This is a genomic window from Rhodoferax lacus (assembly GCF_003415675.1).
Taxonomy (GTDB): Bacteria; Pseudomonadota; Gammaproteobacteria; order Burkholderiales; family Burkholderiaceae_C; genus Allorhodoferax; species Allorhodoferax lacus.
Genome location: NZ_QFZK01000008.1, coordinates 121,767 through 146,059, shown reverse-complemented (window position 1 = coordinate 146,059; position 24,293 = coordinate 121,767). Strand labels below are relative to the sequence as shown.

General features: G+C 56.0%; 27 protein-coding genes and 1 pseudogene. 13 read left to right on the top strand and 15 right to left on the bottom strand.

All coding sequences use genetic code 11. From position 1 onward, the window contains the following. Positions 1-163: 163 nt before the first annotated feature. Together pal and lgt are read left to right on the top strand one after the other, a co-directional pair. Positions 164-724 carry a peptidoglycan-associated lipoprotein Pal gene (gene pal / locus DIC66_RS13915; protein ID WP_117178202.1) on the top strand — a complete coding sequence of 187 codons (561 nt, stop codon included), beginning with the start codon at positions 164-166 and terminating at the stop codon, positions 722-724. Between the two features lie 59 nt (positions 725-783). After that, on the top strand, positions 784-1,566 hold the full coding sequence (lgt, locus tag DIC66_RS13910; RefSeq protein ID WP_117178201.1) for a prolipoprotein diacylglyceryl transferase: 783 nt from the start codon (positions 784-786) through the stop codon (positions 1,564-1,566). A 36-nt stretch (positions 1,567-1,602) separates the two neighbouring features. Here lgt and DIC66_RS13905 read toward each other — a convergent pair. Then, positions 1,603-2,004: pseudogene (locus DIC66_RS13905) on the bottom strand (DUF1924 domain-containing protein). 163 nt (positions 2,005-2,167) lie between these two features. Between DIC66_RS13905 and DIC66_RS13900 the strand changes: the two are divergent. Further along, entirely contained in the window at positions 2,168-3,898 is a 1,731-nt protein-coding gene (locus DIC66_RS13900; RefSeq protein WP_117178199.1) for a ClcB-like voltage-gated chloride channel protein, read from the top strand. Positions 3,899-4,035: 137 nt separating this feature from the next. Continuing rightward, positions 4,036-4,683, top strand: coding sequence for a class I SAM-dependent methyltransferase (locus DIC66_RS13895; protein ID WP_117178197.1), 648 nt, complete (start codon positions 4,036-4,038; stop codon positions 4,681-4,683). Positions 4,684-5,134: 451 nt separating this feature from the next. On the opposite strand, the gene DIC66_RS13890 is transcribed toward DIC66_RS13895, so the two are convergent. From DIC66_RS13890 to DIC66_RS13855, 8 genes are all read right to left on the bottom strand, one after another. Further along, on the bottom strand, positions 5,135-6,208 hold the full coding sequence (locus DIC66_RS13890) for a hypothetical protein (RefSeq protein ID WP_117178195.1): 1,074 nt from the start codon (positions 6,206-6,208) through the stop codon (positions 5,135-5,137). A gap of 174 nt (positions 6,209-6,382) precedes the next feature. Further along, positions 6,383-7,846 carry a hypothetical protein gene (locus DIC66_RS13885; protein ID WP_147321320.1) on the bottom strand — a complete coding sequence of 488 codons (1,464 nt, stop codon included), beginning with the start codon at positions 7,844-7,846 and terminating at the stop codon, positions 6,383-6,385. Between the two features lie 433 nt (positions 7,847-8,279). Beyond that, on the bottom strand, positions 8,280-8,789 hold the full coding sequence (locus DIC66_RS13880) for a hypothetical protein (protein WP_117178191.1): 510 nt from the start codon (positions 8,787-8,789) through the stop codon (positions 8,280-8,282). Continuing rightward, entirely contained in the window at positions 8,786-9,286 is a 501-nt protein-coding gene (locus DIC66_RS13875; protein WP_117178189.1) for a hypothetical protein, read from the bottom strand. The genes DIC66_RS13880 and DIC66_RS13875 overlap by 4 nt, the downstream gene beginning before the upstream one ends. Before the next feature lie 229 nt (positions 9,287-9,515). Continuing rightward, entirely contained in the window at positions 9,516-11,849 is a 2,334-nt protein-coding gene (locus tag DIC66_RS13870) for an AAA family ATPase (RefSeq protein ID WP_117178187.1), read from the bottom strand. 11 nt (positions 11,850-11,860) lie between these two features. Next, positions 11,861-12,481, bottom strand: coding sequence for a hypothetical protein (locus DIC66_RS13865; RefSeq protein WP_117178185.1), 621 nt, complete (start codon positions 12,479-12,481; stop codon positions 11,861-11,863). 129 nt (positions 12,482-12,610) lie between these two features. Next, positions 12,611-14,143, bottom strand: a complete 1,533-nt coding sequence (locus DIC66_RS13860; RefSeq protein ID WP_117178183.1) for a site-specific integrase — start codon at positions 14,141-14,143, stop codon at positions 12,611-12,613. Next, positions 14,136-14,405 (bottom strand): hypothetical protein, encoded by a 270-nt coding sequence (locus tag DIC66_RS13855; protein ID WP_117178181.1) that lies wholly within the window; start codon positions 14,403-14,405, stop codon positions 14,136-14,138. The genes DIC66_RS13860 and DIC66_RS13855 overlap by 8 nt, the downstream gene beginning before the upstream one ends. A gap of 151 nt (positions 14,406-14,556) precedes the next feature. Here DIC66_RS13855 and DIC66_RS13850 point away from each other — a divergent pair, with 151 nt between their 5' ends. From DIC66_RS13850 to DIC66_RS22935, 3 genes are all read left to right on the top strand, one after another. After that, positions 14,557-14,784 carry a helix-turn-helix domain-containing protein gene (locus DIC66_RS13850; RefSeq protein ID WP_117178179.1) on the top strand — a complete coding sequence of 76 codons (228 nt, stop codon included), beginning with the start codon at positions 14,557-14,559 and terminating at the stop codon, positions 14,782-14,784. A gap of 311 nt (positions 14,785-15,095) precedes the next feature. Further along, the gene (locus tag DIC66_RS13840; RefSeq protein ID WP_117178175.1) at positions 15,096-15,695 is read left to right on the top strand and encodes a methyltransferase family protein; all 600 of its coding nucleotides are present in this window, start codon (positions 15,096-15,098) and stop codon (positions 15,693-15,695) included. A 780-nt stretch (positions 15,696-16,475) separates the two neighbouring features. After that, the gene (locus DIC66_RS22935; protein WP_147321318.1) at positions 16,476-16,664 is read left to right on the top strand and encodes a hypothetical protein; all 189 of its coding nucleotides are present in this window, start codon (positions 16,476-16,478) and stop codon (positions 16,662-16,664) included. 180 nt (positions 16,665-16,844) lie between these two features. On the opposite strand, the gene trxC is transcribed toward DIC66_RS22935, so the two are convergent. Then, positions 16,845-17,264: a thioredoxin TrxC gene (gene trxC, locus DIC66_RS13835; RefSeq protein ID WP_233505915.1), complete on the bottom strand. Its 420-nt coding sequence runs from the start codon at positions 17,262-17,264 to the stop codon at positions 16,845-16,847. 280 nt (positions 17,265-17,544) lie between these two features. Here trxC and DIC66_RS13830 point away from each other — a divergent pair, with 280 nt between their 5' ends. The 4 genes from DIC66_RS13830 to DIC66_RS22930 all read left to right on the top strand — a co-directional run bounded on the left by DIC66_RS13830 (position 17,545) and on the right by DIC66_RS22930 (position 19,454). Beyond that, complete coding sequence (locus DIC66_RS13830; protein ID WP_158558912.1) at positions 17,545-18,438, top strand: YgaP family membrane protein; 894 nt, start codon at positions 17,545-17,547, stop codon at positions 18,436-18,438. 84 nt (positions 18,439-18,522) lie between these two features. After that, a complete protein-coding gene (locus DIC66_RS13825; RefSeq protein WP_147321317.1) occupies positions 18,523-18,825 on the top strand; it encodes a hypothetical protein in 303 nt (100 codons plus the stop codon). 5 nt (positions 18,826-18,830) lie between these two features. After that, the gene (locus DIC66_RS13820; protein ID WP_147321316.1) at positions 18,831-19,208 is read left to right on the top strand and encodes a DedA family protein; all 378 of its coding nucleotides are present in this window, start codon (positions 18,831-18,833) and stop codon (positions 19,206-19,208) included. Between the two features lie 36 nt (positions 19,209-19,244). Continuing rightward, positions 19,245-19,454: a hypothetical protein gene (locus DIC66_RS22930; RefSeq protein WP_147321315.1), complete on the top strand. Its 210-nt coding sequence runs from the start codon at positions 19,245-19,247 to the stop codon at positions 19,452-19,454. Between the two features lie 187 nt (positions 19,455-19,641). On the opposite strand, the gene DIC66_RS13815 is transcribed toward DIC66_RS22930, so the two are convergent. Continuing rightward, complete coding sequence (locus tag DIC66_RS13815; RefSeq protein ID WP_117178168.1) at positions 19,642-20,262, bottom strand: class I SAM-dependent methyltransferase; 621 nt, start codon at positions 20,260-20,262, stop codon at positions 19,642-19,644. A 34-nt stretch (positions 20,263-20,296) separates the two neighbouring features. Beyond that, a complete protein-coding gene (locus tag DIC66_RS13810) occupies positions 20,297-20,875 on the bottom strand; it encodes an aspartate carbamoyltransferase (RefSeq protein WP_233505914.1) in 579 nt (192 codons plus the stop codon). Between the two features lie 316 nt (positions 20,876-21,191). Between DIC66_RS13810 and DIC66_RS23115 the strand changes: the two genes are divergently transcribed. After that, positions 21,192-21,356: a hypothetical protein gene (locus tag DIC66_RS23115; protein ID WP_158558911.1), complete on the top strand. Its 165-nt coding sequence runs from the start codon at positions 21,192-21,194 to the stop codon at positions 21,354-21,356. Between the two features lie 135 nt (positions 21,357-21,491). On the opposite strand, the gene DIC66_RS13805 is transcribed toward DIC66_RS23115, so the two are convergent. Continuing rightward, the gene (locus DIC66_RS13805; protein ID WP_117178166.1) at positions 21,492-21,851 is read right to left on the bottom strand and encodes a hypothetical protein; all 360 of its coding nucleotides are present in this window, start codon (positions 21,849-21,851) and stop codon (positions 21,492-21,494) included. Between the two features lie 31 nt (positions 21,852-21,882). Then, the gene (locus tag DIC66_RS13800) at positions 21,883-22,161 is read right to left on the bottom strand and encodes a heavy-metal-associated domain-containing protein (RefSeq protein ID WP_199534747.1); all 279 of its coding nucleotides are present in this window, start codon (positions 22,159-22,161) and stop codon (positions 21,883-21,885) included. A gap of 59 nt (positions 22,162-22,220) precedes the next feature. Here DIC66_RS13800 and DIC66_RS13795 point away from each other — a divergent pair, with 59 nt between their 5' ends. Then, positions 22,221-22,868, top strand: a complete 648-nt coding sequence (locus tag DIC66_RS13795; protein ID WP_117178164.1) for a Crp/Fnr family transcriptional regulator — start codon at positions 22,221-22,223, stop codon at positions 22,866-22,868. Between the two features lie 48 nt (positions 22,869-22,916). Here DIC66_RS13795 and DIC66_RS13790 read toward each other — a convergent pair whose 3' ends face one another. Continuing rightward, positions 22,917-23,963 (bottom strand): DMT family transporter, encoded by a 1,047-nt coding sequence (locus DIC66_RS13790; RefSeq protein WP_117178162.1) that lies wholly within the window; start codon positions 23,961-23,963, stop codon positions 22,917-22,919. Positions 23,964-24,293: the final 330 nt, after the last annotated feature.

Genomic DNA, 24,293 nt, shown 5'->3' with positions numbered 1-24,293 from the left:
GTCCCAATGATGCGTCGGCCAGACTTAAGTGAGACTTAAACGGCCGCTCCATGGGTGCCAAATCAAAGAACGGGTACGAATAGTCGGCAGAATTGCCGCCATGCCATCCAGACCGCTATGCCCGCATTGGGCCGGGTAGGCAACATTAACAATTGGAGTTCGTATGAGAAACATCAATCGCCTTGCACTTGTGGGTTCGATGGCAAGTGCCATTCTGTTGGGTGCTTGCAGCAGCACGCCGGTCGCACCGCCTCCGGTGGCGACAGCACCGGCATCCGCACCCAAGGCACAGCCCGCTGCGGCTCCCAGCGCAGCCCCTCAGGTTGCCACACCTGCGCCAGTGAGCAAGGCGGAGCTTGCAGCGTATCTGGACCCTGCCAACCCACTGAGCAATGACAAAAGCGTGTTCTTTGACTTTGACCAGTACATGGTCAAGCCCGAAGGCCAGCGCGTTCTTGAAATGCATGGCAAGTACCTGGCTGCCCATTCGGCTGTAAAGATCAGGGTGGAGGGCAATGCCGATGAACAGGGCGGTGCCGAATACAACCTTGCACTAGGGCAGAAGCGGGCCGACGCGGTGGTCAAGGTTCTCAAGGTGTTTGGTGTGAAAGACACGCAAATGGAAGCCGTGAGTTTCGGCAAGGAAAAGCCCAAGGCCTTGGGTCACGATGAACAGTCCCGTGCCCAGAACCGTCGCGTTGACCTGGACTATCCCAACAAATAGCCAGACCCGATGGTTGCATGACCGTCGTGCTGAGTTCTTGAACGGCGACTGACCTGCACATGCCGTTTCACAACCACCTTGATCCTATTGCCTTTTCAATAGGACCGATTGCGGTTCACTGGTACGGCATTGCATTCGCGGTCATATTTGGCTTCGGTGAGTGGTTCATAGGCAAACTGCTCGTTCGAGAACGGCGGCATGACATCGAGACAGACCGATTGTTCCTCTATGCCTTGGGTGGCACCGTACTGGGTGCACGAATCGTGCATTGCGCTTTTTATGACCCGCAGTACTACCTGACCTACCCCTGGAAAATCTTTGCTGTATGGGAGGGCGGACTTGCCAGCCACGGCGGGGTAATTGGGCTGGTTCTTGCGCTCATGTGGGCCAATCGGGCAAGCCCGCGAGGAACACTGATGTACTTGCTGGACCGTATCAGCATTCCTGCCGCTTTTGGTGGAGGCCTTGTGAGGCTGGCAAACTTTGTAAATTCTGAAATACTGGGCCTGCCAACGGATGGTCCGTTTGCGGTTGTTTTCGACGCGATAGATGCCGTACCGAGGCATCCTGTGCAGCTGTATGAAGCGGCATGCTATTTTGTCTTGGGGCTGCTTTTGGCCAGTCTGTATTTCCGAACCCCAGCGCGCAATCAACCAGGGCTGCTCACCGGCGTATTTTTTGTTGGTGTATTCAGTGCAAGGCTGCTTCTGGAGCGGTATAAAGTCCCGCAGGCCGCTTTTGAAGGTGCCTGGTGGATATCGATGGGGCAGGTGCTGAGTCTGCCGTTTATTGGTGTGGGGCTGCTGCTGGCCCTGCTACCTTCATTGCGCAAAGTCCATTAGCGGTCGATGTGACGCTTGCTGCACAAACAAGGATCTCTACTTTTTGAGACTGACCAGCCACGTCAGTACATCCGCCTTTTCCTCCGGTGTGCACTCCCGGCCAACAACGTCACCACAATTCCTGCGGAACCACTTCTCTGTTTTTGCAGCGTCCGTAAAACGCTCAGGATTTGCTGCTGGAGCCATGGGCTGAATGACCTTGCCGGTCTTGACATGTTTGCCCAACACAGTCGGGTCTGCCGTGTGGCAACTGGAGCATGACTATTCACGCCCATGTTTGCTCGTAAAAAATTCCTGTCCCTGAACCGCTTTGGGCCGCACACCTGAAAGGCGCATCAACGTATCAATCTGCTTCTCCGGCGTAGAGCTCTGCGCGTGCACCTGCGTACCAAGCGAAATCAAAACACCTGCAAAAAGAAATCCGATACAAGCCTTCATTGTTCCTCCGGAAAAAGAATTCAGTCTACGGCCCGCAGAGTTAAGTCAAACTTAATCAGAAGGGGTTGCGCTTCAGGCGCCATGGTCGGCGAATGATGGATCGCAAAGTAAAGCCTGGCCCGGCACCCGTCCACTCGAATGAACCCCTTCACAATGGCTTTGTATGCATAGTCTTTACCAATACGTGTCGACCTGCCTGCGTGCCTGGCGTGATTACCCGTACTGGTGGGGCTGGCTACCGATGATGCTGTGGTCGGTTCTGGCCGGATTTATAGGGGCCGGCGCAACCGAGCTCTTTCGACTGTCGTTGTATTGGGGCGACGCCTGGCTTCTCGGGCAAGGCGGCAGCCTGGTGGCCCTGTCGCGCAGTTTGAGTCCCGGACTGCGGGTGGTTGTGCCTGCCCTGGGTGGCCTGTTGGCGGGAGGGCTGCTGCAGTCCCTGCGTAGATTCAATTCAGGTACCACCAAGGCAGACTACATGGACGCAAGCACCATGGGGGACGGCCGCATACCCGTGCCACAGACCCTGGTGCGCAGCCTCTCATCCATGCTCAGCATTGTCAGCGGCGGCTCCATCGGGCGCGAGGGCTCCATGGTGCAACTGGCGGCCATGTGTGCCTCCGCCTTGGGGCAATGGCTGCGCATGCCTGTAGAGCGCCTGCGCCTGCTGGTGGCGTGCGGGGCTGCGGCAGGTATCACTGCGGCCTACAACGCGCCCTTTGCAAGCGCATTTTTTGTGGCCGAAATCGTGCTGGGATCGATTGCACTGGATAGCCTGGGCCCCATCATCGTGGCCGCCGTGGTGGCCAATATCACCATGCGCCATATCCCCGGCTATCAGCCACCCTATGCCATGCCCAACTTCCCGGCGATACAGGGGCTGGAGGTGTTGTTGTTCGCCGGACTGGGCATTCTCTCGGGACTTGCACCGGCCCTGTTTTTGCGCGGGCTGGAGCGAAGCCGTGAGCGCTTCGCCGCCCTGGGCTTGCCACTGCCATTGCAGCTCGGGTTGGGTGGCTTGATGGTGGGATGCATTTCTTTTTACTGGCCCGAGGTATGGGGCAACGGCTACAGCGTGGTGAATGACACGCTGCATTCGCATCTGGCCTGGTCCCTTTTGCTGTTGCTCCTGATCAGCAAGATGCTGGCGACCTTCGCCACAGTTGGCTCAGGTGCTGTAGGCGGTGTCTTCACTCCGGCCTTGTTCTTTGGCTGCATGCTGGGAGAAATCTATGGCCTGGGCGTGCAGGCGCTCTGGCCCGAACTGACCGCCGCACCTTTTGCTTACGGGATTGTGGGTATGGGCGCATTCCTGGCGGGCTCCACCCAGGCACCGCTGATGGCCATTCTGATGCTGTTCGAAATGACGCTGAGCTACCAGGTGATGCTGCCGCTCATGGTGGGCTGTGTGATGGCCTATTTTGTGGCCAGGGCCGCGAACGCAGGTTCCATGTATGACATTACCGTGCGCCGCATGGCGCAAAGTGCGGAACGGCAGCGCTTGCGAAAGCAGTTGGTACAGGACCTTGTTGAACCCGCACTCACCGTAGTCCCGTTGGATGCCGATGCGGCCAGCATGGGCCGCTTGTTTGCAGCGCATCCGGTGAAGTATCTGTATGTGGTCAATGGTGCTGGCCTGTACCAAGGTGTGGTGCCCCTCAGGGCCCTCACACAGGCCATTGCTGAGCATCGTCAAAGCCACAGAGCGGCAGATCTACTCAGCCAGGAAATCCAGCCACTGACCAGCGACATGGGGCTGGAGGCAGCATTCCAGCGCTTTCTGGCACACCAGGGTGAGCGACTGCCAGTGGTGCAATCCGCTGCGCTTCCGCGCCTCTTGGGCGTGGCGAAAAAGAGCGCCTTGTTGCAGACCTATGCCCAGTTGAGTATTTGACAGATAGCGTCCGCTTGGCATGCCTGACGATGGCACGCAGATGCCGTGACCTGTGCGACGGCATACCCATTGGAGTATGCTTGATCTCCTTCAACCAGTAACCCGCCAATGCCCACTTCAAGCCAGCCATTGCCAACATGACCTCAACCAACAGCACGCCATTTACCGACCCGGCACAAACCTGGAACCAGCGCTTTTCCAAGGATGGCTATGTCTTTGGAACCGAGCCCAATGAATGGCTACGGCGCCAGGCCTCCTTCTGGAAAACGGGAGCCAAGATCCTTTGTGTGGCTGATGGTGAAGGCCGCAACAGCGTCTGGCTGGCCAAGCAGGGCCACCAGGTCGAAGCGTTCGACATTTCGGACGTAGGTGTGGCCAAGGCACTGCGCCTGGCACAAGAGAGCCAGGTCAGCGTCGATTACAAGGTGGCAAGTTGCGATGACTTTGCGTGGCAGCAGAACCAGTACGACGGCGTCGTCGCCATATTCGTGCAATTTGCTGACCCCGAGCTGCGTGCGAGGCTGTTTGAGAACATGGTGCTATCCCTCAGGCCCGGTGGTTCAATCCTGCTTCTCGGCTACACGCCCAAGCAACTGGAATATGGAACAGGCGGGCCCTCTGTGCTTTCGCATCTCTACACCCCAGCAATGCTGCGGGAGGCTTTGGGTGCGCTGGACATACAGGTCCTTGAGGAATACGAAACGGAGTTGACAGAAGGGGAAGGCCATAAAGGCCGATCAGCAGTGATTGGTATTGTTGCAATGCGCAGCGCGGCGGCACGGTGATCCGGGGGTGAATGTGAGCACCGGACAAAGGGTATCTCAATTGGAAAAATGCCTGGTAACAGTATCCCTTGAGTTACCCCCTATCTGCGGGACGCTGCCGAAACCCGTTGACCGCAATCCGTAAATATCAGAAAAGTGTCGCGAGATTCGTTGGGACCGCTCGTGGCTCATTGTGGGTACCCATCTGCATGAACTTCTGATCCATAAACAGACCGATTTTCGCTAGGAACCATGTCAAGTATCGGGCAAGCAGCTTGAACTACTCAAAGGCAGCAAACGCGTGCATTGCTCACGACCACTTTCCATTCTCGAGTGGCTGCATTGGGCACGAAGCACTTGTTCTCCAATTGCTGCAGCCCGGTAGACGGAACTTTTCTGGAAAACCTTTTTGGTATCGTGTCGCCCCCTTACCCTGCCCCCTTTGACCTATGTAATACATGCCCGTTTTTGCTTAACGTCTTCTCGGCCTGAAGAGATCAAAGGTTGTCACTTTTCTTTTCGCTTCCAGTTCTTCAAGATCCATCTCCACGACATTGATGGCAGCGCCCATTGGGTCTGCAACCATTGCCAACTCAACTTCCTTCAAAAAGTTATCGTTCACTTCATCCGAGAACAAGGCCCAGCGCAATCCAAACGCAAGCCACTTGCCTGCCAGCAGCAATTCAAACGCGTACCGCATCGGATCAAAGGCGTAGTACAGCGTCACACGCTTCTCTTCCTTGGCAATCTCCCGCAGCATCTGGCGCAACCGGTAACCACGCAGCGCCTTTGCACCACTGCGAATGGCATCCCGCAAGTACAGCGGACCGTGGCACACGGTCTCACCGCGAGCCCCACGTCTGAACATGGCTGAGTTGCGACCGGTCAAGGCATCGGCGCCCAGGTGCAGATAGCTTTGCAGGGCATCCTGCACACCTGGGTCCTGGAGCCTGCTCCTGTCCTTGCGATCAATGATCTCGGAGCCCAACAAGAAAGTCGTGCGCCAGCTTGACTCATTGACGCTTCGTAGTGACATAGACTGCAACGCGGGAGCCAGTCTGGGCGCGCCAATGACCAGTTGCTGCAGGTGATCATGCAACTGGCGGGCCTCTGCCCTGTACAACTCCGTTGCGCTGTAAAAATGCCTGTCCAGAACAACCGCTTGAGAACCAGCACACTGCCGGATTCCATGCGCCAACTCTTTGAGACACCCGTCATCACCGCGGTTGGAACGGAAGGCGCTGTCCTGCTGAATATTCCAGTTCAGTGCAACGGGAATGGCAATGGTGTTCCAGACTTCATCCCTGCGATAGAACGTCTGACTGCAGTGGTTGACCATGTCATTCAATCGATCGGCACCTTGGTCATCGAGTTCTCCCAATGCGCGGGCAATCACATCCGCGGATCCCCGACCTATCAGCTCGAAGGAGACAAAGTTCCTCACCCTTTCCTTATGCCCCTCGTCGTTCCCTTTAGTGCCTTCAAGCCGTTGCACTAGACTCACCAGCGTGCGCACCTGGTGATCGAAGATGTCGTCTGATCGCATTTCTTTTTACTCCCTGTATGTGAGCCCATCGCCCACTCCAAAAATAGCAAATTCGTTTCGCCAGCTAAGCGCATTTGCAGGCCTTTTTGAAATTTTTTTGCAACCCATGCGTGATAGAAAAACACTCCATCCAAGTCAGATGGAGTGTTTGCCTCTACGCTGTTTTCTGATGCGTTATTTGAAGAATGCGGACTGCAACTGACTGCCGTTGCACCACAGAACCACGCCGCGTCCGGTCATCCTTTCTTGGACAAATGCGGGGATCGCACCGCCGTACACAATGTTGGACGCCACCGTCCCGTCACTGGCGCCACTCGCTAAGGAATACCCGTTAATGTTGTATCCAAGATCGACGGCCAGTGCGTCCCCTGCGCCATCCACGCGCAGTTGCAAGTTTCCTGCACCACTGACTCCGGTGGGATACAGCGCCAAGGGCGATGACCAGCCCACGCCAGGGGTGTAGCTGGCACTGTAGGGCTCGTAATACCCTACACCGACACCACTCATTGAGGATGCAGCAAACACCATCGTGTATTTGCCCGGACACAAAGAAGCCAATGCCGGGCGCACATTGCCAACAGAACCCTGAACAACATGTTGGCTTGCAACCTGCGCGCCCGCAGAGTCATGCAGAACCGTGTGAATCGAAGGATCCACACCACCCCAGGCGACCGCATCCGAGCCATCGGCATTGACCACAAGATCCAGGTCCGATTCGGACGCAGGTACTCCAGTACCCAGACTGACCGTTGCTGCCCATGTACTGCCCGTCTTGCGCGCCAACATCACGGATTGAGAAGCACCAGCCCAGATCGCCACCACCGCATTGGCATCGCTCAAACCCAGCTTGACCGCCGCATAAGGACTGGAGGCAAGCTCCACCCGATCAGACACTGAAACACCGGATAGTGGCAACGTGTAGAGATTGAGGGCCTGCGTGCCCGCATTGACGATGCTGGAACTTAACCATCCGATCAGGGTTCCACCAGCTGCCGAATTGGTAATCTTGAGCCCACTGACGCTGGCAGTGCCGATTTGCGTGGGACTACTCCAGACATTGGTGCTGTTTGAATAGGTACTGAGCCAGACCCGGTAGGTGGATTCTCCCGCTACCTGGGAGGTCCAAGCCACTGTTGCGACACCCGTTGTGGGGTTGGCGGATACAACGGTTGCGGACGGATTCAACGCCCAGCCGCCATTGTCATTCACCGCCTGAACCGTCCCGGCATAGCCGCTGATGAGGGTCGGCTGCGTCCAGGTTCCTGCTGTCAAGTCACCGAAAGTGGCATACAACCTGTTGCCACTGGTCTCCGACTGGGCGTACACGGCCAGCACCTTGCTAGCAGCGATATTGGCCATCGACGGCATGTACGTGGTAATTGCACCATTGGCATACAGTGAAGGACCAGTGGCCCAACGCATCGCCGCAAATGCTCTCGTCTGCGTGCTGCCGGTTCCCTGCTGGCCTCCGTTGGTGCCCGCGGTAGCGCCTGAACTGCCTCCGCCACCACCTCCGCACGCAGACAGGACACAGCACATCACGGCGGCGCATACTGTCTTCCTGATACTAGGACTAGGCAAATGACCTTTCCAGCGATTGGTGCGTCCTTGACCCTGATTGACTTTGATTTTCTTCATACGATTTCCTTCTGAATTTCATTCTTCATTTGCATCTGCAGACCTTGCTGATTGCACATTCAAGGTTTCACTTGCAGCGGCTCGCCTTACCTGTTTCATTGAGCGTCTATTGCCGGTGTAGGCACCTCACCTTCTTTGGTGCAGCTTGAGCACCTTCAATGGCATATGCCTTTTCCGGATACGGCTGCTGTAACGCGTGGCCCCCCTCGGCCCACTAGGACTCGTGGAAAGTACAAAGCCGGCGTCCCGTGGTGCTAACCAGACCCGGGTTCCGGGCTTCAGGTTGAGCGCATGTGTGAACGTGTCAGGCAAGTCCACAACGAGCCGCCCACCCAGGGTCTCCCTCGCTGCCGCGCTATAGCGCTGCACCGTGGGGTCCACCGCTTCGGCGGAGAATGCCCTGCCGCTTGCATGCGCCAGTTGTTGAGGTGCTTCATTCGCGCCTCCCCATCCTCTGTATGCGTTGCAACAGCGCGTTCATGGAGCACACCAAGGTTTCGCCGTCGGGTGCGCGCTGCATCTGGCGAGCCGAGGTGAGCTCAATTACCAGGGTGCTACCAATCCATTGGATGTCAGCCACCAGGCTTCCCCGGCATCCTTCCTGGCTCCAGAGATAGCTGTCCCCGCTCGATGCATCAGCCAACAGCTGACAGCATTCGGGATCTGTGCTCTTGCCTGTGAGGCGAAACATCACCAGCCGCTCACCCGTGGATTCACTGCGCAGCACTGTTGCGTGTACCGTCGGCTGCCGCACTATGCGCAGCCACAGGTCTTCGACCCCACTCAGCACCTCACCGATATCAGCTGGATAGTGCACACGCCACTGCACAGGATCCCTCCTCGCTGCATCGAATGACGATGCCCGACTGGATGAGAAATCGTCGTCATTGGCTGGGGCATTGCCAGCAATGAAGCCGCCTCCACTGACCATGCGCGCGCTCATTGCATGGCTCCTGCGTTGCTGGCGTTCTGGCTGAAGAATGTCGCCCTGCGCTTGCCGGTCTCCACCAGTGCACGAACAGCATTGCGCAGCTCGTCCTTCGGATCCAATGCAGACTTCACGATCACGACACTGGGCTGTGCGGCGATGTCCGTTACCATGACCTGGTGGTCGTAGTCCTGCCCCAGCGACCAGTACCAGTGCGGCTGACCGTCTTCAATGTCGAGTTGCCGCCAGCAGAACCCCCGCTTGTTTTGGCCAAGGAGTGCGTCAATCTCCATGCAGGTCAGCGTGAATGCTGCAGACCAGTTGCGCTCAATGTTCAGTTCGCCCAGCGGGCTCTCAAACATGTAGGCGTATTTGATGGCCGCGCACAGAAAGCGTACATCCTGGATGGGGGAGAGTCCCGTGTTGATCTCCACACCACCATTCCAGATCTTCATTTGGTTGATGGCGCGTTTTTCTGACTTGTGAACTGCTGACTGTTTCTTGTAAGACATGATTTTTTTACTCCGGTTGTGTTGTTACTGACCAATGAATATTGAACTTTTGAGGGTCTGAACTAAGCGTTTTTTGGGCAAAGCTCCGCCCTCTTCCGTCAGTTCGCAAAAAATATTTACACTGATGGAATGAATCTGACTTCGCTGAAGTTTTTGCTGAGCTGGCCATATGCTCAGCTGCAGCTAGTGCGCTATGGCGGATGAACCAATGGGTTGTGCTTGACCATGGCTACGCTCCTGATGCGTTGGATGGGTTACCCGCTTGGCCAACAAATCCCATCGGATGCTTGATCGGGCTTTTGAGCGCAAGCTCTTCTTCAAGCAAGCTAATCAAGCCACTTGCAGTCGCAGGCACCTTCGCAAAGCCCAGTCGGCGCGCGATACAGGCAAAGTCACCCGGTGTGACACCTGACAGTGCTGACACCGTGTGAAGGTCGTCCTCTGTGCAAGGCATTTGCAATGCAATGCAAAGGTTCTCAAATCCAGCTCTGACTTGAGTAGGCTTCAGTGCTGCAAAGTGGATCTTGATATCCAGTCGTCGCAGTGCGGCCGGGTCAATGGCGTCCAGTCGGTTGGTGGCCACCACCACCACGCCGTCAAACTCACCCAACTGCTCCAGCAATTCATTGACTTGCGTGACCTCCCAATTGCGCACGGCGTTCTGGCGGTTGGCCAGCAACCCATCCACCTCGTCGATGAACAGCACAGCGTCTTCATCCCACGCCTGGTCAAAGCATTGGCTGATGCGCTGTTCGGTCTCACCTACATAGGGCGACAAGAGATCTGAGGCACGTTGTTCCAGCAGCGGCTTGTCTAGGATGCGGGCCAGTGCTTTGGCAAAGGCAGTCTTACCAGTCCCCGGCGCACCGAATAGGGCAATGCGTGCGTTGCCGTTCTTCTTGATACCTTCCACCAGTTCCAGCAGGTCTACACTGGCGTTCACGCTTTCGGCTGACCAGGCTTGCGGGTCGTAGACAGGTTGGCTGTCTGTATGGGTCGACAACTGCGGGCGCAGGTGACGGGTGGTCTTTCCCGGCAGGCGCTGACGCAACCAGTGCCGACACGATGCTTCGTCCATGGGCATGCCCGCTTTGTCAGCCCGCTCACTGACCAGACCTAGGCGGTCTATCAGCGCCGGGGTGAGCGACTGCACCTGGCCCCAGCTCTGCCATTCCTTTTCTTGAGCATGCGTTTGGGACTTGTCAGCGCGGTTTGTGCCAGTCTGGTCAAAGAGATCAACGGTATCGCTGGTCACGCGATGCTGGAAGCGGTTTTCAATCAAGGCCATGCGCACAGACCGAGGAATTCCTTCAAAGTGGATTTCCACATCAAAGCGACGCAGAACCGCCGGATCCAGCACATCTGGGTTGTTCATGATCCAGATCACCGGAATCCGGCTGTCTTCCAGCAAGCGGTTCATGGATGCACGGTGGTTGTCCATGCTGACCGCTTCATTGCCACCCCGGCCGCCGCCAGTTCCTGCCACATTGCTCGGTGGCCTGAAGGCATCGTCTGCTTCGTCAAACAGAATGACACCTCTCTTTGTGGAACGCATCATCCGCATGATCATGCGCAGGTGTTGCAGTCGGTCCTCACCAGTCAGAGATTCGCCTGTAGTAGTCACCACCACCATTTCCATGGCCTGCGCTGCGGCGTCAACCAGAATCGCCCTGCTCCATTCTGTTTTACCCAGACCCGGCGGCCCCGTAACCAGCATATGGCCTGCCATTTCACCTTCGGCCGCAGCAGCTAGGACTCCAACAAGCCAGCACTGCGCCAAGCGGTTGTGGCTCTGAACGTGTATAAAGTCGTCCAGAGTCAGTTTGGGAGTCTGCAGGGGCTCGGCCATATGCGCCAGGATGGCCTCTGGCTTTCCCTGGTGATAGGCAATGCTTTCCGCCAGCTGCCTCGGAACATAGAGCATTCCAGCAAGATCCTCATCTCCATGGCGGGATATGCGCACAATTCCAGATGTGAGCAGTGCACCTTTGGGACTGCATGCTGCCATCACCGCTTCGATGGGGATGTTCAGTACTGCGCTCAGGGCGTATGCCAAATCACCTTTGTGCATGTTTCCCCAGCATTCCGCGGCCTTGTTCATGGGCCTGAAGACCCGCAACGCCACGGCCAGCTCAAAGATGGCATGTTCTACCTGGTTAAGGCCCGCACTTTTGGAGAGCCATAGCAGGGTGCGGCTCATAGGACAGTCCTCAACTGACCAGTTGGCTGTTTGCGTGGAGAAGCCCCTTGTGCCAGCCGCCCCAAGCCCACCCAGCACTTCCGCCGCCTTTTGGTTCAAAAGGCCCTTCAAGACATCGGAACTACAGTTCGGGTCCGCCAGTTCGGGCAAACCCAGTACGTCGGCGATGGGCCTTTGGTTAAGGCCACCGCCTTCACCGTAGGCTTGCATGCCACCGACGCCGCAATAGATGCGCAATATCCAGCTGAGCATGCGCATCCGGTACGCGCTTCTGGCGCTCCGGTTGGAAATGCCGCCCCAGTGGTCCGCGCTGTCGCCATGCTCATGAAAGTCATGGCGATCCAGAATTGAGTTCAAATTCATGATTCGTCCTTTCAGTAGTCACGCAGGTCAAGAACACTGGCGGCCATGCGCATGCGGCGCTCCAAGTGCTCCGAGAACATGGACTCGTCATCGTCATTGGCCCACCCCATACAAAGGCGCAGGGTTTGTCCCGCTCTAGGGTTGTTGCGATCCACCATGCGCAGTTCCGGCGTGACGATTTCGCGCACGTATCCCTTGATGGATACGCCATCCTGGAAGCAAGGAGACAACCAGTAGTCGATGCCGTGCATGAACATGGCAACGAACACGGCCTCGCGGTCCTCATTTTCAAAAGACCACCAAGTTTGCACCTCCTTGGCCTTCTGCAGCAGCTTTTGGATGCGAAGTCCCGCGGGGCGTCCGTGCACCATGGCCTGCTGACACAGGACCTTGCGCACTTCCGGCTTGATGATGATGTTTCCAAGGAAGTGGCGCAAGCTTGTCGTTTGCAAGCTGTTGCAGACATTTCCAATCAGCACAGAGAAGTACGTTTCCTCAGTAATGTTGGTGCCAGGGGTCGAGATGGGCCGGCCGGCCGATGTGGTACCACGCTGGATACCATGCTGGTTGACGATGAGCGTCAAGTCAGGCTTGCCGCGCTGGGGCCTGGATGGGGGCTGTGTGTATTCCATGTGAACTCCTGAATCTTTGCGATTGACCGATGGTCAAAATGTTTTGGACAAGGCTCCGCCCATCCCCTGTTGCGGACCATCTGCATGGCCTGCAACAGGGGTGTGGTTGGATGAAAGCTGTGTGGCTGGCTAGTCGTTCTCGGACGAGCTCTCACTCATCCAGGAGTCGGCAAGGTCTGCCCAGGTCAAAGGCTGCGATGCCGCATTGGCAACCGCTGCAACCGGCGTTGCGTTCTGTGCCGGTTCGGAGTTCGCAGAGGGGACATCTGCATGGGTAACGGGCGCAGTACTACCGATGCCAGGCGCGCGCTGTCTGAACTGCGGAATGGCAGGACGACCCGGAATGCCCCGAGGCTTGGGTGTGGGCATGGGCGCCGCATCCTTCACCGGCACAAATGCAAACTGCCCAGATTCGTCCTTTTGTTCAACGAGCGGCCCCTGAGACAACTTGCTGGCCAGCAAGCGCTCCATGGCGGAGCCGTCCTGACGCGTCAGATTGGGCACCCAGCGGCTATAAATCTTGAAAAGCATCTCGGTATTTGTATGCCCCATTTGCCTGGCAATCCATTCCGGAGCTTCACCGGAGGCCAGCCATAAAGTGGCACACGTATGACGCAACTGATAGGGACGGCGCGGCGTCAGATCCAGATGGCGCAACAGCGGATACCAGACGCGTTCCGAGAAGTTCTTGTTGTCCAACGGCGTTCCCACCATGTTACAAAACACGTATTCAGAAATCGCCCCAGTAGCTTCAAACTGGGCTTTCAGTGCCTCGTAAACCGGCTGGCTCATCTGAATGTCGCGCTGGGAACCATCGGTCTTGGTGTATTCGTCTTCACCGAGCACAAAGGTCTCCCGAATCCGGATGATGCGCATGTCGAAGTCCACGTACTTCCACTTCAGGCCATGGCACTCGCCGGTACGCATGCCCGTGAAGACGCGCACCACCATGTAGTTCTTGTAGTCCACACGCACCGTGGCAATGATGCGTTGCACATCAACCAACGAAAACGGCTCCACATCGGTCTTGCGCTGCTTGAGCTTCTTGACGGTGGCCATTGGCGGTTTAAACTCAAAGCGGTCGGCGGCTTCGTTCAAGATTTGACGCAGCAGACCCATGATTTCATTGATCCGCTTGTTTGAGAGACCTTCCTGTTTTCCGCGACCTTTAACTTTGCCGAGTGTGGCGCGGAATTCAAGAGCATCAGACTTGGTGATACTGCCGACCACCTTACCCCCGAAGTGGGGGATCAGGTGACCGTTCATGGTAGACAGCAACGACTTGATGTGACTGCGGCGCCATTCAATGCTGCGCTCATCGAACCAGGTGTTGGCGAAGTCCTTAAACAAAGGGCCAATGGGGGCCACGATGTCGGACTTTCCGCTCACTACTGCCTCAACGGCCTTAGCAGTCGCGGTCTGAATCGCACTTTCTACCGCCTGCTTCGCAAGGCGTTTGAGGGCATTGCTATTCGGAAAGTAATTGGCATATACAAAGGAGCCGTCTGCAATCTCTGCTTCAATTTTGTCTGAAATTTTTTCCAATTTTTTGCGGTTTGCCGGCGTATCTTGCAGCGAGGTGTACTCACGGCAACGTGCATCGTTGTAGCGAAAGTCAAAGAACAACGCACCATTAGGTTTGTGAACACGAATACTAGGCATGGAGCATTCCTCCATTGGCCATAGGGATGCCCACCATTCTTGATGGACGGCTAGAAGTCACTCCCCGCATGTCGCGCTGAATTGCATCCCAGACAAACAATATCTTGCGACCGCCGAAGGGGCGGAAATAATGTACTCCCTCAAGTAAAACGCTGTCCATCAAGCGTTCTCGGATCGTGCGGACGTCGTACTTGATTCGCACGGACAGTTCCTCTGTTGTCAGGTAGGTGACTTCTGGTTCATTTCCAAAATCTGCAGGCATACATGGCTCTCCTTGAAGTTAAACAGTACACTTGAAGATCATCCTTTTCAATTTGAGAACATTTTGATCTTCAGGAGGTCATTATGCCGAGCAAATAATCATTTGCAAGCCATTTTGATCTTTAGGAGATTATTTTTTACATTTTTGCAACATGATCTACTGTCACTTGGCTCGTCTACTAGGGGAAAGGAAGCTGAAAATCAGTGATGTTGTCCGGGATACGGGTATCAATCGCGGCACTCTGACTCGCATGTACCATGAGACAGCGGAGCGCGTGGAACTGGAGATTTTGGATAAGCTTTGCGCCTATTTGCAGATTGACCTACCGGAGTTGCTTGAACGACGTGACCCCCTAAAGCCCCTCTCTGGCTCGAAGTAGGTGTGCCTCTAGCTTCTCAATAACGAGCACATGCGAACGCCATAGCGTTTGGTACAAAACTCGCTTGCGACCCAAAGCGGACTTCTGACAACCCTGATTCATAACCTGATAGCGGACGTTAAACGCGAGATTAACAAGCGGGTACGTTGAACAGCTGGGTTACCGCCAGACCCGCTTCAGCTTCGCGCAGGAAGCCAATGATTTGTTCTTCGGTAAATCTCTTGCTCACGTCCAATCTCCTGTCATCGATGGCTTCGTGAAATTGTGGTGGAAACATGCGCAGCGAGTAATAGGATCTAGCATCCACCCTGATGATCAATCAATACTTCATGCTCATTGGCGCTTGGGCGCTTTTTGGACTCAGCCACAGTTTTCTGGCAGGTGATAGGCTTGAGCCTCTGTTTGGCCGTAAAAGTCGCATCGCCTACAACATCATCGCAGTGGTGGTGACGGCGGTCCTCTTCATGGTGCTTGCCAGCTATCCGGGTATCCCTTTATGGCAAGACCCCAGTTGGTTAGGTTGGGCACGGACTGCGGTTTGCGGTGGAGTGATTCTGTCATTTCTCCACACACTAAAGTTTTACTCGATTTCAGGCTTTCTCGGTCTCAAAGCCCACGTTTGGCCGCTCACTTTCAGCCCGTGGCACTGCTGGGTTCGCCACCCCTGGTATTTCCTAATGCTAATTTTCGTTTGGGTTCAACCAATGACAGATACATGGCTCATCTCGGCTGTCTGCATCACTGCGTACCTTGTCTTAGGCAGCCGCAAAGAGGAAAGTCGAATATTGGCTGTTCACCCTGTTTCGTATGCTGAGTATTCGATAATTGTCCCTGGCTTAATTCCATGGCGGGGACGTGCATTGGATAAGAATACCCGTATGCGCCTGGAGGCGATCGCCTTGAAAGAGTAGGTAAGCAAAAATGCGCGCATCGACGAATTACCGCAAACATCGCCGTAGAAGCTCGGTCCAATGGTCAAGGGCGTATGAATGGCAGGGACGAAGAATTCGGCTCGCCGGACGAAGGCTTTCAAGAATAAAACCCTATAGCTGCAGCTATTCGTAACTCGTTTGGCTGAGACCAGTAAGCGTCGCCCGCTACCTGAAGGTCAAAACTTCGCAAAAACAGATAGCCGGGCTGGGGATATTTGTTGGCACCTCCAGTGTGCCGAAGTCTGTCAGTCGACGCTTAATTGACCTCGATATATAGTGAGCGAGTAGAGACAAAGTGGTGTGGGACGGTAGCCCCTACAGGAGGGGCAATGTCGGTTGCACGATGCAAAACTAAATAAATAAGCATTTAGCTGAAGGCGAAAGTGTGCGCCCTGCCAAGGGGAATGGCACAACCTAATTGACGGGCTTGGGCGGGGAGCGAGGGGTGCAGGCGTTGTGCAAGACTTAGTAGGTGCAGAAAGCGTCGCGTGCTCATGCTCCTTTTTACTATGACTGAGCTTTGGGATAGCGATTGTTCCATTTAGTAAAGGCGTTGAAACCACGAGCCAGATTCAACGTGACATGAGTTTCGCTTGAACTACGAAGCTGCAATCATTGGAGAACAGTTCCTTGATCAAAGATCATGCGAGTCGGCTCCGTTAAATGGGAGCATCGCAAGGCATTGTTGAAGTCGTACCTAAAGTTGCATATGCTGCACGAAGCGAAAATAGAAACGGCCCATTGAGAAGAGTGAAATTCATGAACAGCACAGAGCAAAAAGAATTCCTGCAAGCGACTGCATGGTTGCGTCCCTTCACGCGTTGGGCAGCAGGCTTTTCATACAAGACTGACGGTGTATTACCAGCTTCGATGCGTAATCTGCCATTGAAATTAGTAAAGCTGATCCTTGCCAGTTATCACAAGAGTTCTGGCTCGGGCTGCAAGTAGTTTTGAAATATTCTTCTAATGAGTAGAGCCGTGGCAGTTTGAATGCAATCGCAATCTCTGTCGTGTTCATAGAGGTGCACGCCAAGGCCCAAACGATGAACGGGCTATCAGGGCATTGTCTAATGCCATGTGCATGCCGCACTGATTTCAAATCTGCGTGACCCTGGGACCTTTACAGGCCTATTTCCCTATATGGCTGTTGACCCATTGTTCAAGACTGGCCGCGGGCAATGCTCCTGCAATGCGGGCGATTTCTTTGCCCGACTGAAAAATGGCAAGCGTCGGAATGCTGCGGATGCCGTATTGCGCACCAAGAGCTTGCTCGTCGTCGGTGTTCACTTTGATGAAGCGCGCGCGCGAGTCCATTCTGGCGCTGACTTGGGTGAAGGCGGGGGCCATTGCTTTGCATGGTCCGCACCACGGCGCCCAAAAATCAACAACGACCGGCAAGTCGCTTTTGGCAATTTGAATCGAAAACGCGGCCTGATTGACCGACAGTGGAGCAGAGCCGAATAAAGGCAAATGGCACTTTCCGCAGTTGATTTCTTTTCCATGCCGCTCTGCCGGTATGCGGTTGACAGCATTGCATGAAGTGCACACAGCGTGAAGTTTTTATTCCATGTTGACCCTGGGTTTGGATTGTGAAATGGCATACCCGCTTGAGTATGTTTATTCCGTACATGGCATAGACAACGCATATTTCAAGACGCGATGCAAACATGACCTTTACAAGTAGCCTGTGCATGAACTTTCATGATCCCCGTTGGGCTGGCAACTTTACTTGATCGTTATCTCAAATAGACACGGCCTTGACCTAAATCAGTATTTATACTATACCCAGTACAGTATGCTAGGCACAATTAACTACGGAAAAAATCTCATGAACAACCTTCATCCCATAGATCGATTTGCCCGCGCACTGGTCGGCATTGCCATGCTGGAACTTGGCTATTTCTGGCTCTCCGGCGGCTTGCAGATCGGCGCGTACGTCGTTGGCGTCGTGTTGATTGGCACTGCGCTTGTGAAGTTCTGCCCGCTTTACAGCCTAATTGGTCTTCGTACCGGTGGCGCCCAAACCAGAACATCAGGAAGTCTCGCGCTGTCTATGGCCGTCGTGGTTTTACTCACGGCCGCTGTGGGTGGGAGTTTTGCCAGCAGTTTCTTCAGCCGCAAGGTTTTCCTGGAAGACTTCAACGTGATGAACGACCACTACAAGCAAACTCTGTTTTTGACCGGCAAAAACGAACGCGCCAAGGCCAACGCCAAGTACGACCTGCTGATACCTGCCTACGCCAAGTTTCAGGAGAAATACAGCAGCTATCGCCCGTATGCTTTGAAGAATGACACGCAGCTATCCAGCGACCTGGTGGCGGTGCAAGGCATGCTTAAGGGTGTGAACGATCAGGTTCGTTCGGGTGATTTGCATGAAGCCCACCTGGCTTTGGAAAAAGTGCGCCCGGTGTTTCAAGAGGTGTTCAAACGAAATGGCTTCTCAATGCTGGCCGTGGCGTTGGTGGACTTTCATGACGCCATGGAATTGATGCTGGATGCAGCCACTGCCAAAAATGCAGACAAGCTGATAGAGCTGTATCCCCAGGTCAGCGACAAGCTAAAAGCAATTGAAGCAGAAGCCAATGACGCAGAAATCCAAACCATCCGCAAAAATCTGGATGCGTTGCTGGCGGCTGCCACGGCCAAGACGCTGGAAGCCCTGCCGGCCTCCGGCGACGCTTTGAAAACCAGCTTTGTCAAGGTCTACCTGCAACGCGGCTAATTGCCAGACCATTGCACCGAACCCATGAAAAAGCTCCATCCTATTCGCCGATGGTTAGCGCCTATGTTACTGGTGGCAGGGGTGGTGTTGATTGGAATTTTCGGTGCGCGTGCGTATCACCAGTGGGACTACAACCGCAAGGTGGAGTCGGGCGAGATTCGTGTGGAGTCGCTGCGCGGCTGGATGACGCTGGCCTACATCGCCCACACCTACAAGGTGCCTGAAGCAGATATCCGGCAGGCGCTCGGCCTGCCCGCCAGCGGCAATGTGGACCGCAGCTTGCGCGTGTGGTTCAAAGAAGCGGGGATTGACCCCATCGTTGGCCGCCAAAAGCTGGAAGCCGAGCTGCTCAAGCCTGGCAGCAAGCTCCAACCCGCCACGCCATGAGCAGCTTGAACGACCTGTTGCTTACAGGACTGCTGAACTACGGCAGCGCCGTATTGGGTGGCACCTTGTTTTTGGCTGCCTTGGGTCTGCCATTGCCCGCCACCATGCTGCTGCTGGCGGCGGGTGCATTCTCGCAGCAGGGCATCGTAGATATGCAGACCGGCGGCTTCGCCGCGATGACGGGCGCCATTGCGGGGGACGGTTGCAGCTACCTTCTGGGGCGCTACGGGTTAGCGCATCTGGCAAGCCTTCCGGGCTTGGTCGCCGTGCACGCCACGCTGGCACCGCATTCGCGTGCAAGCCGCATTTTTTTCCGCTGGGCGGGCTGGAGCGTGCTGCTCACAAGGTTTGCCTTCACCCCGCTGTCTCTGCCGGTCAATTAATTGGCGGGTTCTACCCGCTACCCATGGACTCGTTTTATGGGCATGGTGGTACTGGGCGAAAGCCTGTGGGTGGCGATTTTTTTCGGATTAGGCCGACTTTTTGCCCGGCAATGGGAAAGCTTGAGCCTATTAGCCGCCGACATCACGGGTTTTTTGGTTGGAGTGCTGCTCATTCTGGTGGGTTGGGTTGCATGGCGGACGCAGCAACGCAGAAAAAGTTCATCGTCGATTCCCAGTAATCCATGAACATATGGCAGGCGAGAAGCTGCGCAACTCAAAGTTGAAGTTGTGGGCTCTGAGGCGATTTCGAAACTGTGTATCGAGGAGCGAGACATCAAAAACTACGCAATGAAGTACCAACCCTGCTATTGGCCGGCCAAGCCGCATTTTGGGAGCAATTCTCGCGGCCAGCCGTGAACAGTGGGTTGCTAGATCAGTGCGACTTGACGCAGTGGCAGTAGACAAAGTGCTGGATGGTTCCCCACGGGGTCGTATGGTCCTCAAGGGCATGCTCAACCAAATCGAACGCCGGACCGAACTCGCCGTGGAGTTGGTCGGGTGCATACCGCGCCACTGGCAACCCGCTGCACTGCTCGGGGCCATTGGGCGCGAACGTCGCCACGATAACTTGCCCACCGGGCTTCACCGATTTCATCACTTGCCGCACATACGCCTCACGGTCGCGGGCTTCGGTCAAGAAGTGAAAGACCGCCCGGTCGTGCCAGATGTCATAGGACTGCTCGGGCAACTCGACGCTACAAATGTCGCCAGCTATCCATGAGGCCAGAGCGCTTTTCGCGCCAAGACGGCTGCGAGCCACCTCCAGGGCGCTATGCGACAGGTCCAGCACCGTGATGCCGCGAAACCCGTCCGCAAGCAGGTCATCCACCAACGTCGACGCGCCGCCGCCCACGTCGACGATGCCCGCCGACTTGTCCGCTCCGATGGAACGGATGATGTCCAGCGAGCGATATGCATGTTCCTGAAACCAGCTCACCGCTTCCGCGGACTTGGTCTGGTAAACCTTCTCCCAATGCTCCGATTGATCGTTCATCGCTGGTCTCTGATTGAATGTAAAACTCAAGGCATCATTGCATCTTCATGCCTTCATGGTGGGCGTGCCCTTCCATCGCATCCTTGCCATGATCCGACAACTGCGCGTCGAACCACTTGTGCAATGCCGCGACCATCTTCGCATCCGAGGTCTTGTAGGTCAATTCGGCCCCGTCCTTAATGTCTTTGTAGTCGATGGCGATTTGCCCCGGCTTCGCGGCTTTGAGTTCGGCCAATCCCGGCATGGTCTTGCCATGGATATGGGTCGGACCGGAGAAGTCTCCCTTCAAAAACTGCGCTTGAATTTCATGCAAGTGCTGGCGGATCAGTTTGATCTGGGCTTCGTCGCCCGCCGCCTTCGCCACCACCCGCTGCGTACCACCGGCTTCGCCTTTGGCGAAGATGTGGGTCGTTGCGGCCAGCGTGAATGGCATGACATCGTTGCCAAGCTTTGAGACCTCCGCTTGTCTCTGGGCTTCGGCCATCATCTTCATGTGGGCGGCATGGTCCATGTTTTGATGGTCCATCATCTGCCCATCCATCGTTTGGGCTTTTGCAGCGCTTGCCATGGCCAAGACCATGGAAGCCATGGCGATCATGTTCAAAAACTTCATTCTTTTCTCCTGGTTCAACACGACTTGCAGCCCGATCCCGCGCTCTTGTGGTGGCGGGCAAAGATCATCTTCACCAACTTCAAGGGCAGATTTCTGATCGCCGCAGGCAAGAGCCCCTCGGTCTTGAACGAGAGTGCCGCAGCCCAACGCGTGAAGGGGCGCAGTCAAGCCGTCGCCTTTAAAAATTCTTTTTGCTCTGCGCTATTCATGAATGGCTTCCTTCTTGATGGACCATCTTGCTTCTTTGAGCATAAGCAGCTCTCAGCCCGACTTCAACAATACCGTACGATGACTCTTTTGACGGAGCCCAACCCGCATGGCCTTGATCGTTGACCTGTTCTCCACCGACTACGGCCTCGTGGCTCTGGCGGCGACGCTTGTCTCCTTGGGATTGGCTTGGGGTTTGCATGCGTTCATCCGTAAGAAGATTCGCGAATCAGCTAACGTTGACACATCCGCCGGCGACGCCTCGAACCAGTGAGACCAGGCCTGACAGCACACCCAACCGTCCGTTGACGCTTGCTACGGCGCACTCCCGAAAATCAAAAACGCCCCGGCTGGCTAACCAGTTAGGGCTAAGCGGTCCCTAACACGAGCGTAGGAGGATGGCCCAACCTTACATGGGCATCATTCCCATTCCCTTGCGGTTCTGCATCATCTGCTGGCGCTCAGCCATATTGCCCTGCATACCAGTCATATCATTGCCACTCGCATTCGACGACATCATGTGGGAGCGCTTTTCCATCATCAGCTTTTGCTGCTCCGCCATCAACGCTTGGCGCTCTTCGTCGGTCTTGGCCGCGCCCATCTTCTTTTGCATGGCCTGCATGTCGAGGGAATCCATCCCCTTCATGCCTTGCATGCCCATGCCTGTCATCCCGTGGGATGAATGATCCATCGGGGTGGATTGCGCGATGCTCGCAATAGAGGCGCCAATAAGAGCGATGGCCAGAGCGGAAACGAGGTACTTTTTCATAATGATCTTCTAGTTGATTGAATGTGGCGAATCAGGACATGCGCCCTACGGCGCAACTTACGAACGACTTGGCGTTGGCCAAGCCAGCTTCCATTCCAGCGAGCGAGCCCTTCTCCGGATAACCCATGGAGCGCAGCTTCTGGACTACCGCATCGCGGTCTGAGGCAGCGCCGGTGAAGTGCACCGTTTGATGGTCGCGGTCCACCACCAAGTCAAAGACCTCCGGCATGGCCGATAGCCCTTTGACAATGGATTTTTCGCAACCACCGCATTTGAGGTTGTCTATTTCGATTTGCATGGGTGTGTTCATTTCGAACTCCTTTGAAGTTGTCGCCAAGCGCAGCGGGATCACTGCGGCATGGAGAAAGTATGGCTGCCATCAACGATCCCACATATGATCCGAGTCATATGAAAAGCATGATTCTTCCAACGGCCCTGAAGGCGCTTTTGCCGTCGACTTTCCACGCCCGGTGCGAGGGTGCGCGCTTTCCGAAGAATGAACGCATCTTCCTTACAGGAGAAAAGCCTGAATGGATGTTTTACGTGATCTCGGGAGAAATCACCTTGGAACGCACCGGATTGCAAGGAGAGCCCGTGGTCTTGCAGCGCACGCGCCAAGGCTTCGTGAGCGAGGCAAGCCTGAAATCAGCTAAGTACCACTGCGACGCGCTGGCCATCGTCGACACTACCGTCGTCAAAATCCCCATCCGGGACTTGTCCGCCGAGCTAGAGCGCGACCCGGCGTTCGCCAGTCGCTGGATCGGCATGCTCAACGGGGAAGTCCGCCGCCTGCGCCTTCACTGCGAGCGCCTGAGCATGAAGTCGGTCAAGGACCGGGTACTCCACCTCATCAACACCGAGGGGCAGGATGGCTCCTACGCGGCCACCACGGGACTTAAATCCTTGGCGGGCGAGCTGGGCATCACCCACGAGGCGTTGTACCGGACGCTGGCCGCTCTGGAAAAAGCCAATGTCATTCGTCGTGAGGATGGAGTCCTATCCATGGTGCGCGCGTAGCGGTCCAAGGCGTTTGCTCTCTACGGGCAGTAGCCACTATAGAGTTTGTCAGTGTGAGTGCCTGTGATGCGCATCCGGGTAGTGGGCATGGACATGGCTCATCGGGTCATGCCGATGCGGGTGCGCATGCTTGCCGATCACATGCTGGCTGTCGGCATGCACATGCTGATGGTGCCCGTCGTGTTCATGCTCATGGTCGTGCTCCATCGCTTCGTGGTCATGCACATGTTCATGCTTTTCCGTCAGATGCAACCATACGCCTGCCCCCATAAGCAAACCCGCCGTCGCGAGCCCCATCGTTACGGTTTCGCCGCCCAGCACGGCAAGCGCCGCTCCGAAAAATGGTGCCACTGAAAAATACGCCCCGGTACGGGCGGTGCCCAAGTGCCTCAGCCCCACCACGAACAGGGCCAAGCTCACGCCATAGGCCAGAAAGCCCACGGCCATTGCCGCCGCCACCGTCGCGCCGCCCGGAATCTTGTCCCCGACCGCCAATGCCAATGCGAGGTTCACGCTGCCCGCCACCAGCCCTTTGACCGAGGCGATCCACGTCGCATCGTTGAGGGAGACCTTGCGGGTCAAGTTGTTGTCCACGCCCCATGCGAAGCACGCGCCCAAAACCGCCAGCGCGGGCCACATCCCGGCGAAACTCACTTCGCCCGGCCAACTAAGCACGACCGCCCCGGCTGCGATCATCGCCATCCCTAGCGCGATCCGGCGATCGAAGTTCTCGCGAAACGCCACCCATGCCAGCACCGCCGTGAATACGCCTTCGGCGTTGAGCAGCAAGGACGCGCCCGACGCTGGCATGCCGGACAACCCCGCCATCAGCAGCAGCGGGCCGACCACGCCACCAGCCAAAGTGGCACCTCCCAGCCACACCGCCTCGCCTTTGGCCAGCTTGACGGGCACAGCCTTGACGGCCATGCGGTACAGCGTCAGCCCCACGCCCGAGCCCAAGTAGAGCAAGCCCGCCAGCATCCATGGCCCCACGCTACCCAACAGCAGCTTGGCCAATGGCGTTCCCGTCCCGAACAAAAGCGCAGCGCCGATAGCCGCCGTCACCCCGCCGCCCAATCTTTTTTTCTGGCTCATCGATTGCTTTCCTAATTTCCTGTGCGTTGATTATTAGGTCATGCCTGGCCCGAGGGCCGCTTGGACGAGTTGATCCAGTTCACTCTCCATGCCTTTGATAGACGAGATTTAGGTCGTGTTGCGAGTGACAGATAGTGGCCCGGACTTGACCTTCCATCGAGTTCAAGGAGCCCCCGCTCTCGCGGCCTAGCGAAGGCCATGAAGCTGAACTGAATGTCAACAATGGGCACGAAGGAGTCTGCGGTCAATGTCGGTTTTCGGGCTAGGTAGCGCTAAATTCATTCTCTGCCCCGAACCGGACATTGGTGAATGACTGGACCTGGCCCACAG

Bases quoted from the DNA above. Each gene is read 5' to 3' on its own strand.
- pal (WP_117178202.1), top strand. From the start codon at position 164: ATGAGAAACATCAATCGCCTTGCACTTGTGGGTTCGATGGCAAGTGCC.
- lgt (WP_117178201.1), top strand. From the start codon at position 784: ATGCCGTTTCACAACCACCTTGATCCTATTGCCTTTTCAATAGGACCG.
- DIC66_RS13900 (WP_117178199.1), top strand. From the start codon at position 2,168: ATGCATAGTCTTTACCAATACGTGTCGACCTGCCTGCGTGCCTGGCGT.
- DIC66_RS13895 (WP_117178197.1), top strand. From the start codon at position 4,036: ATGACCTCAACCAACAGCACGCCATTTACCGACCCGGCACAAACCTGG.
- DIC66_RS13890 (WP_117178195.1), bottom strand. From the start codon at position 6,208: ATGCGATCAGACGACATCTTCGATCACCAGGTGCGCACGCTGGTGAGT.
- DIC66_RS13885 (WP_147321320.1), bottom strand. From the start codon at position 7,846: ATGAAGAAAATCAAAGTCAATCAGGGTCAAGGACGCACCAATCGCTGG.
- DIC66_RS13880 (WP_117178191.1), bottom strand. From the start codon at position 8,789: ATGAGCGCGCGCATGGTCAGTGGAGGCGGCTTCATTGCTGGCAATGCC.
- DIC66_RS13875 (WP_117178189.1), bottom strand. From the start codon at position 9,286: ATGTCTTACAAGAAACAGTCAGCAGTTCACAAGTCAGAAAAACGCGCC.
- DIC66_RS13870 (WP_117178187.1), bottom strand. From the start codon at position 11,849: ATGAATTTGAACTCAATTCTGGATCGCCATGACTTTCATGAGCATGGC.
- DIC66_RS13865 (WP_117178185.1), bottom strand. From the start codon at position 12,481: ATGGAATACACACAGCCCCCATCCAGGCCCCAGCGCGGCAAGCCTGAC.
- DIC66_RS13860 (WP_117178183.1), bottom strand. From the start codon at position 14,143: ATGCCTAGTATTCGTGTTCACAAACCTAATGGTGCGTTGTTCTTTGAC.
- DIC66_RS13855 (WP_117178181.1), bottom strand. From the start codon at position 14,405: ATGCCTGCAGATTTTGGAAATGAACCAGAAGTCACCTACCTGACAACA.
- DIC66_RS13850 (WP_117178179.1), top strand. From the start codon at position 14,557: ATGATCTACTGTCACTTGGCTCGTCTACTAGGGGAAAGGAAGCTGAAA.
- DIC66_RS13840 (WP_117178175.1), top strand. From the start codon at position 15,096: ATGATCAATCAATACTTCATGCTCATTGGCGCTTGGGCGCTTTTTGGA.
- DIC66_RS22935 (WP_147321318.1), top strand. From the start codon at position 16,476: ATGAACAGCACAGAGCAAAAAGAATTCCTGCAAGCGACTGCATGGTTG.
- DIC66_RS13830 (WP_158558912.1), top strand. From the start codon at position 17,545: ATGAACAACCTTCATCCCATAGATCGATTTGCCCGCGCACTGGTCGGC.
- DIC66_RS22930 (WP_147321315.1), top strand. From the start codon at position 19,245: ATGGGCATGGTGGTACTGGGCGAAAGCCTGTGGGTGGCGATTTTTTTC.
- DIC66_RS13815 (WP_117178168.1), bottom strand. From the start codon at position 20,262: ATGAACGATCAATCGGAGCATTGGGAGAAGGTTTACCAGACCAAGTCC.
- DIC66_RS13810 (WP_233505914.1), bottom strand. From the start codon at position 20,875: ATGAAGTTTTTGAACATGATCGCCATGGCTTCCATGGTCTTGGCCATG.
- DIC66_RS23115 (WP_158558911.1), top strand. From the start codon at position 21,192: ATGGCCTTGATCGTTGACCTGTTCTCCACCGACTACGGCCTCGTGGCT.
- DIC66_RS13805 (WP_117178166.1), bottom strand. From the start codon at position 21,851: ATGAAAAAGTACCTCGTTTCCGCTCTGGCCATCGCTCTTATTGGCGCC.
- DIC66_RS13800 (WP_199534747.1), bottom strand. From the start codon at position 22,161: ATGAACACACCCATGCAAATCGAAATAGACAACCTCAAATGCGGTGGT.
- DIC66_RS13795 (WP_117178164.1), top strand. From the start codon at position 22,221: ATGGCTGCCATCAACGATCCCACATATGATCCGAGTCATATGAAAAGC.
- DIC66_RS13790 (WP_117178162.1), bottom strand. From the start codon at position 23,963: ATGAGCCAGAAAAAAAGATTGGGCGGCGGGGTGACGGCGGCTATCGGC.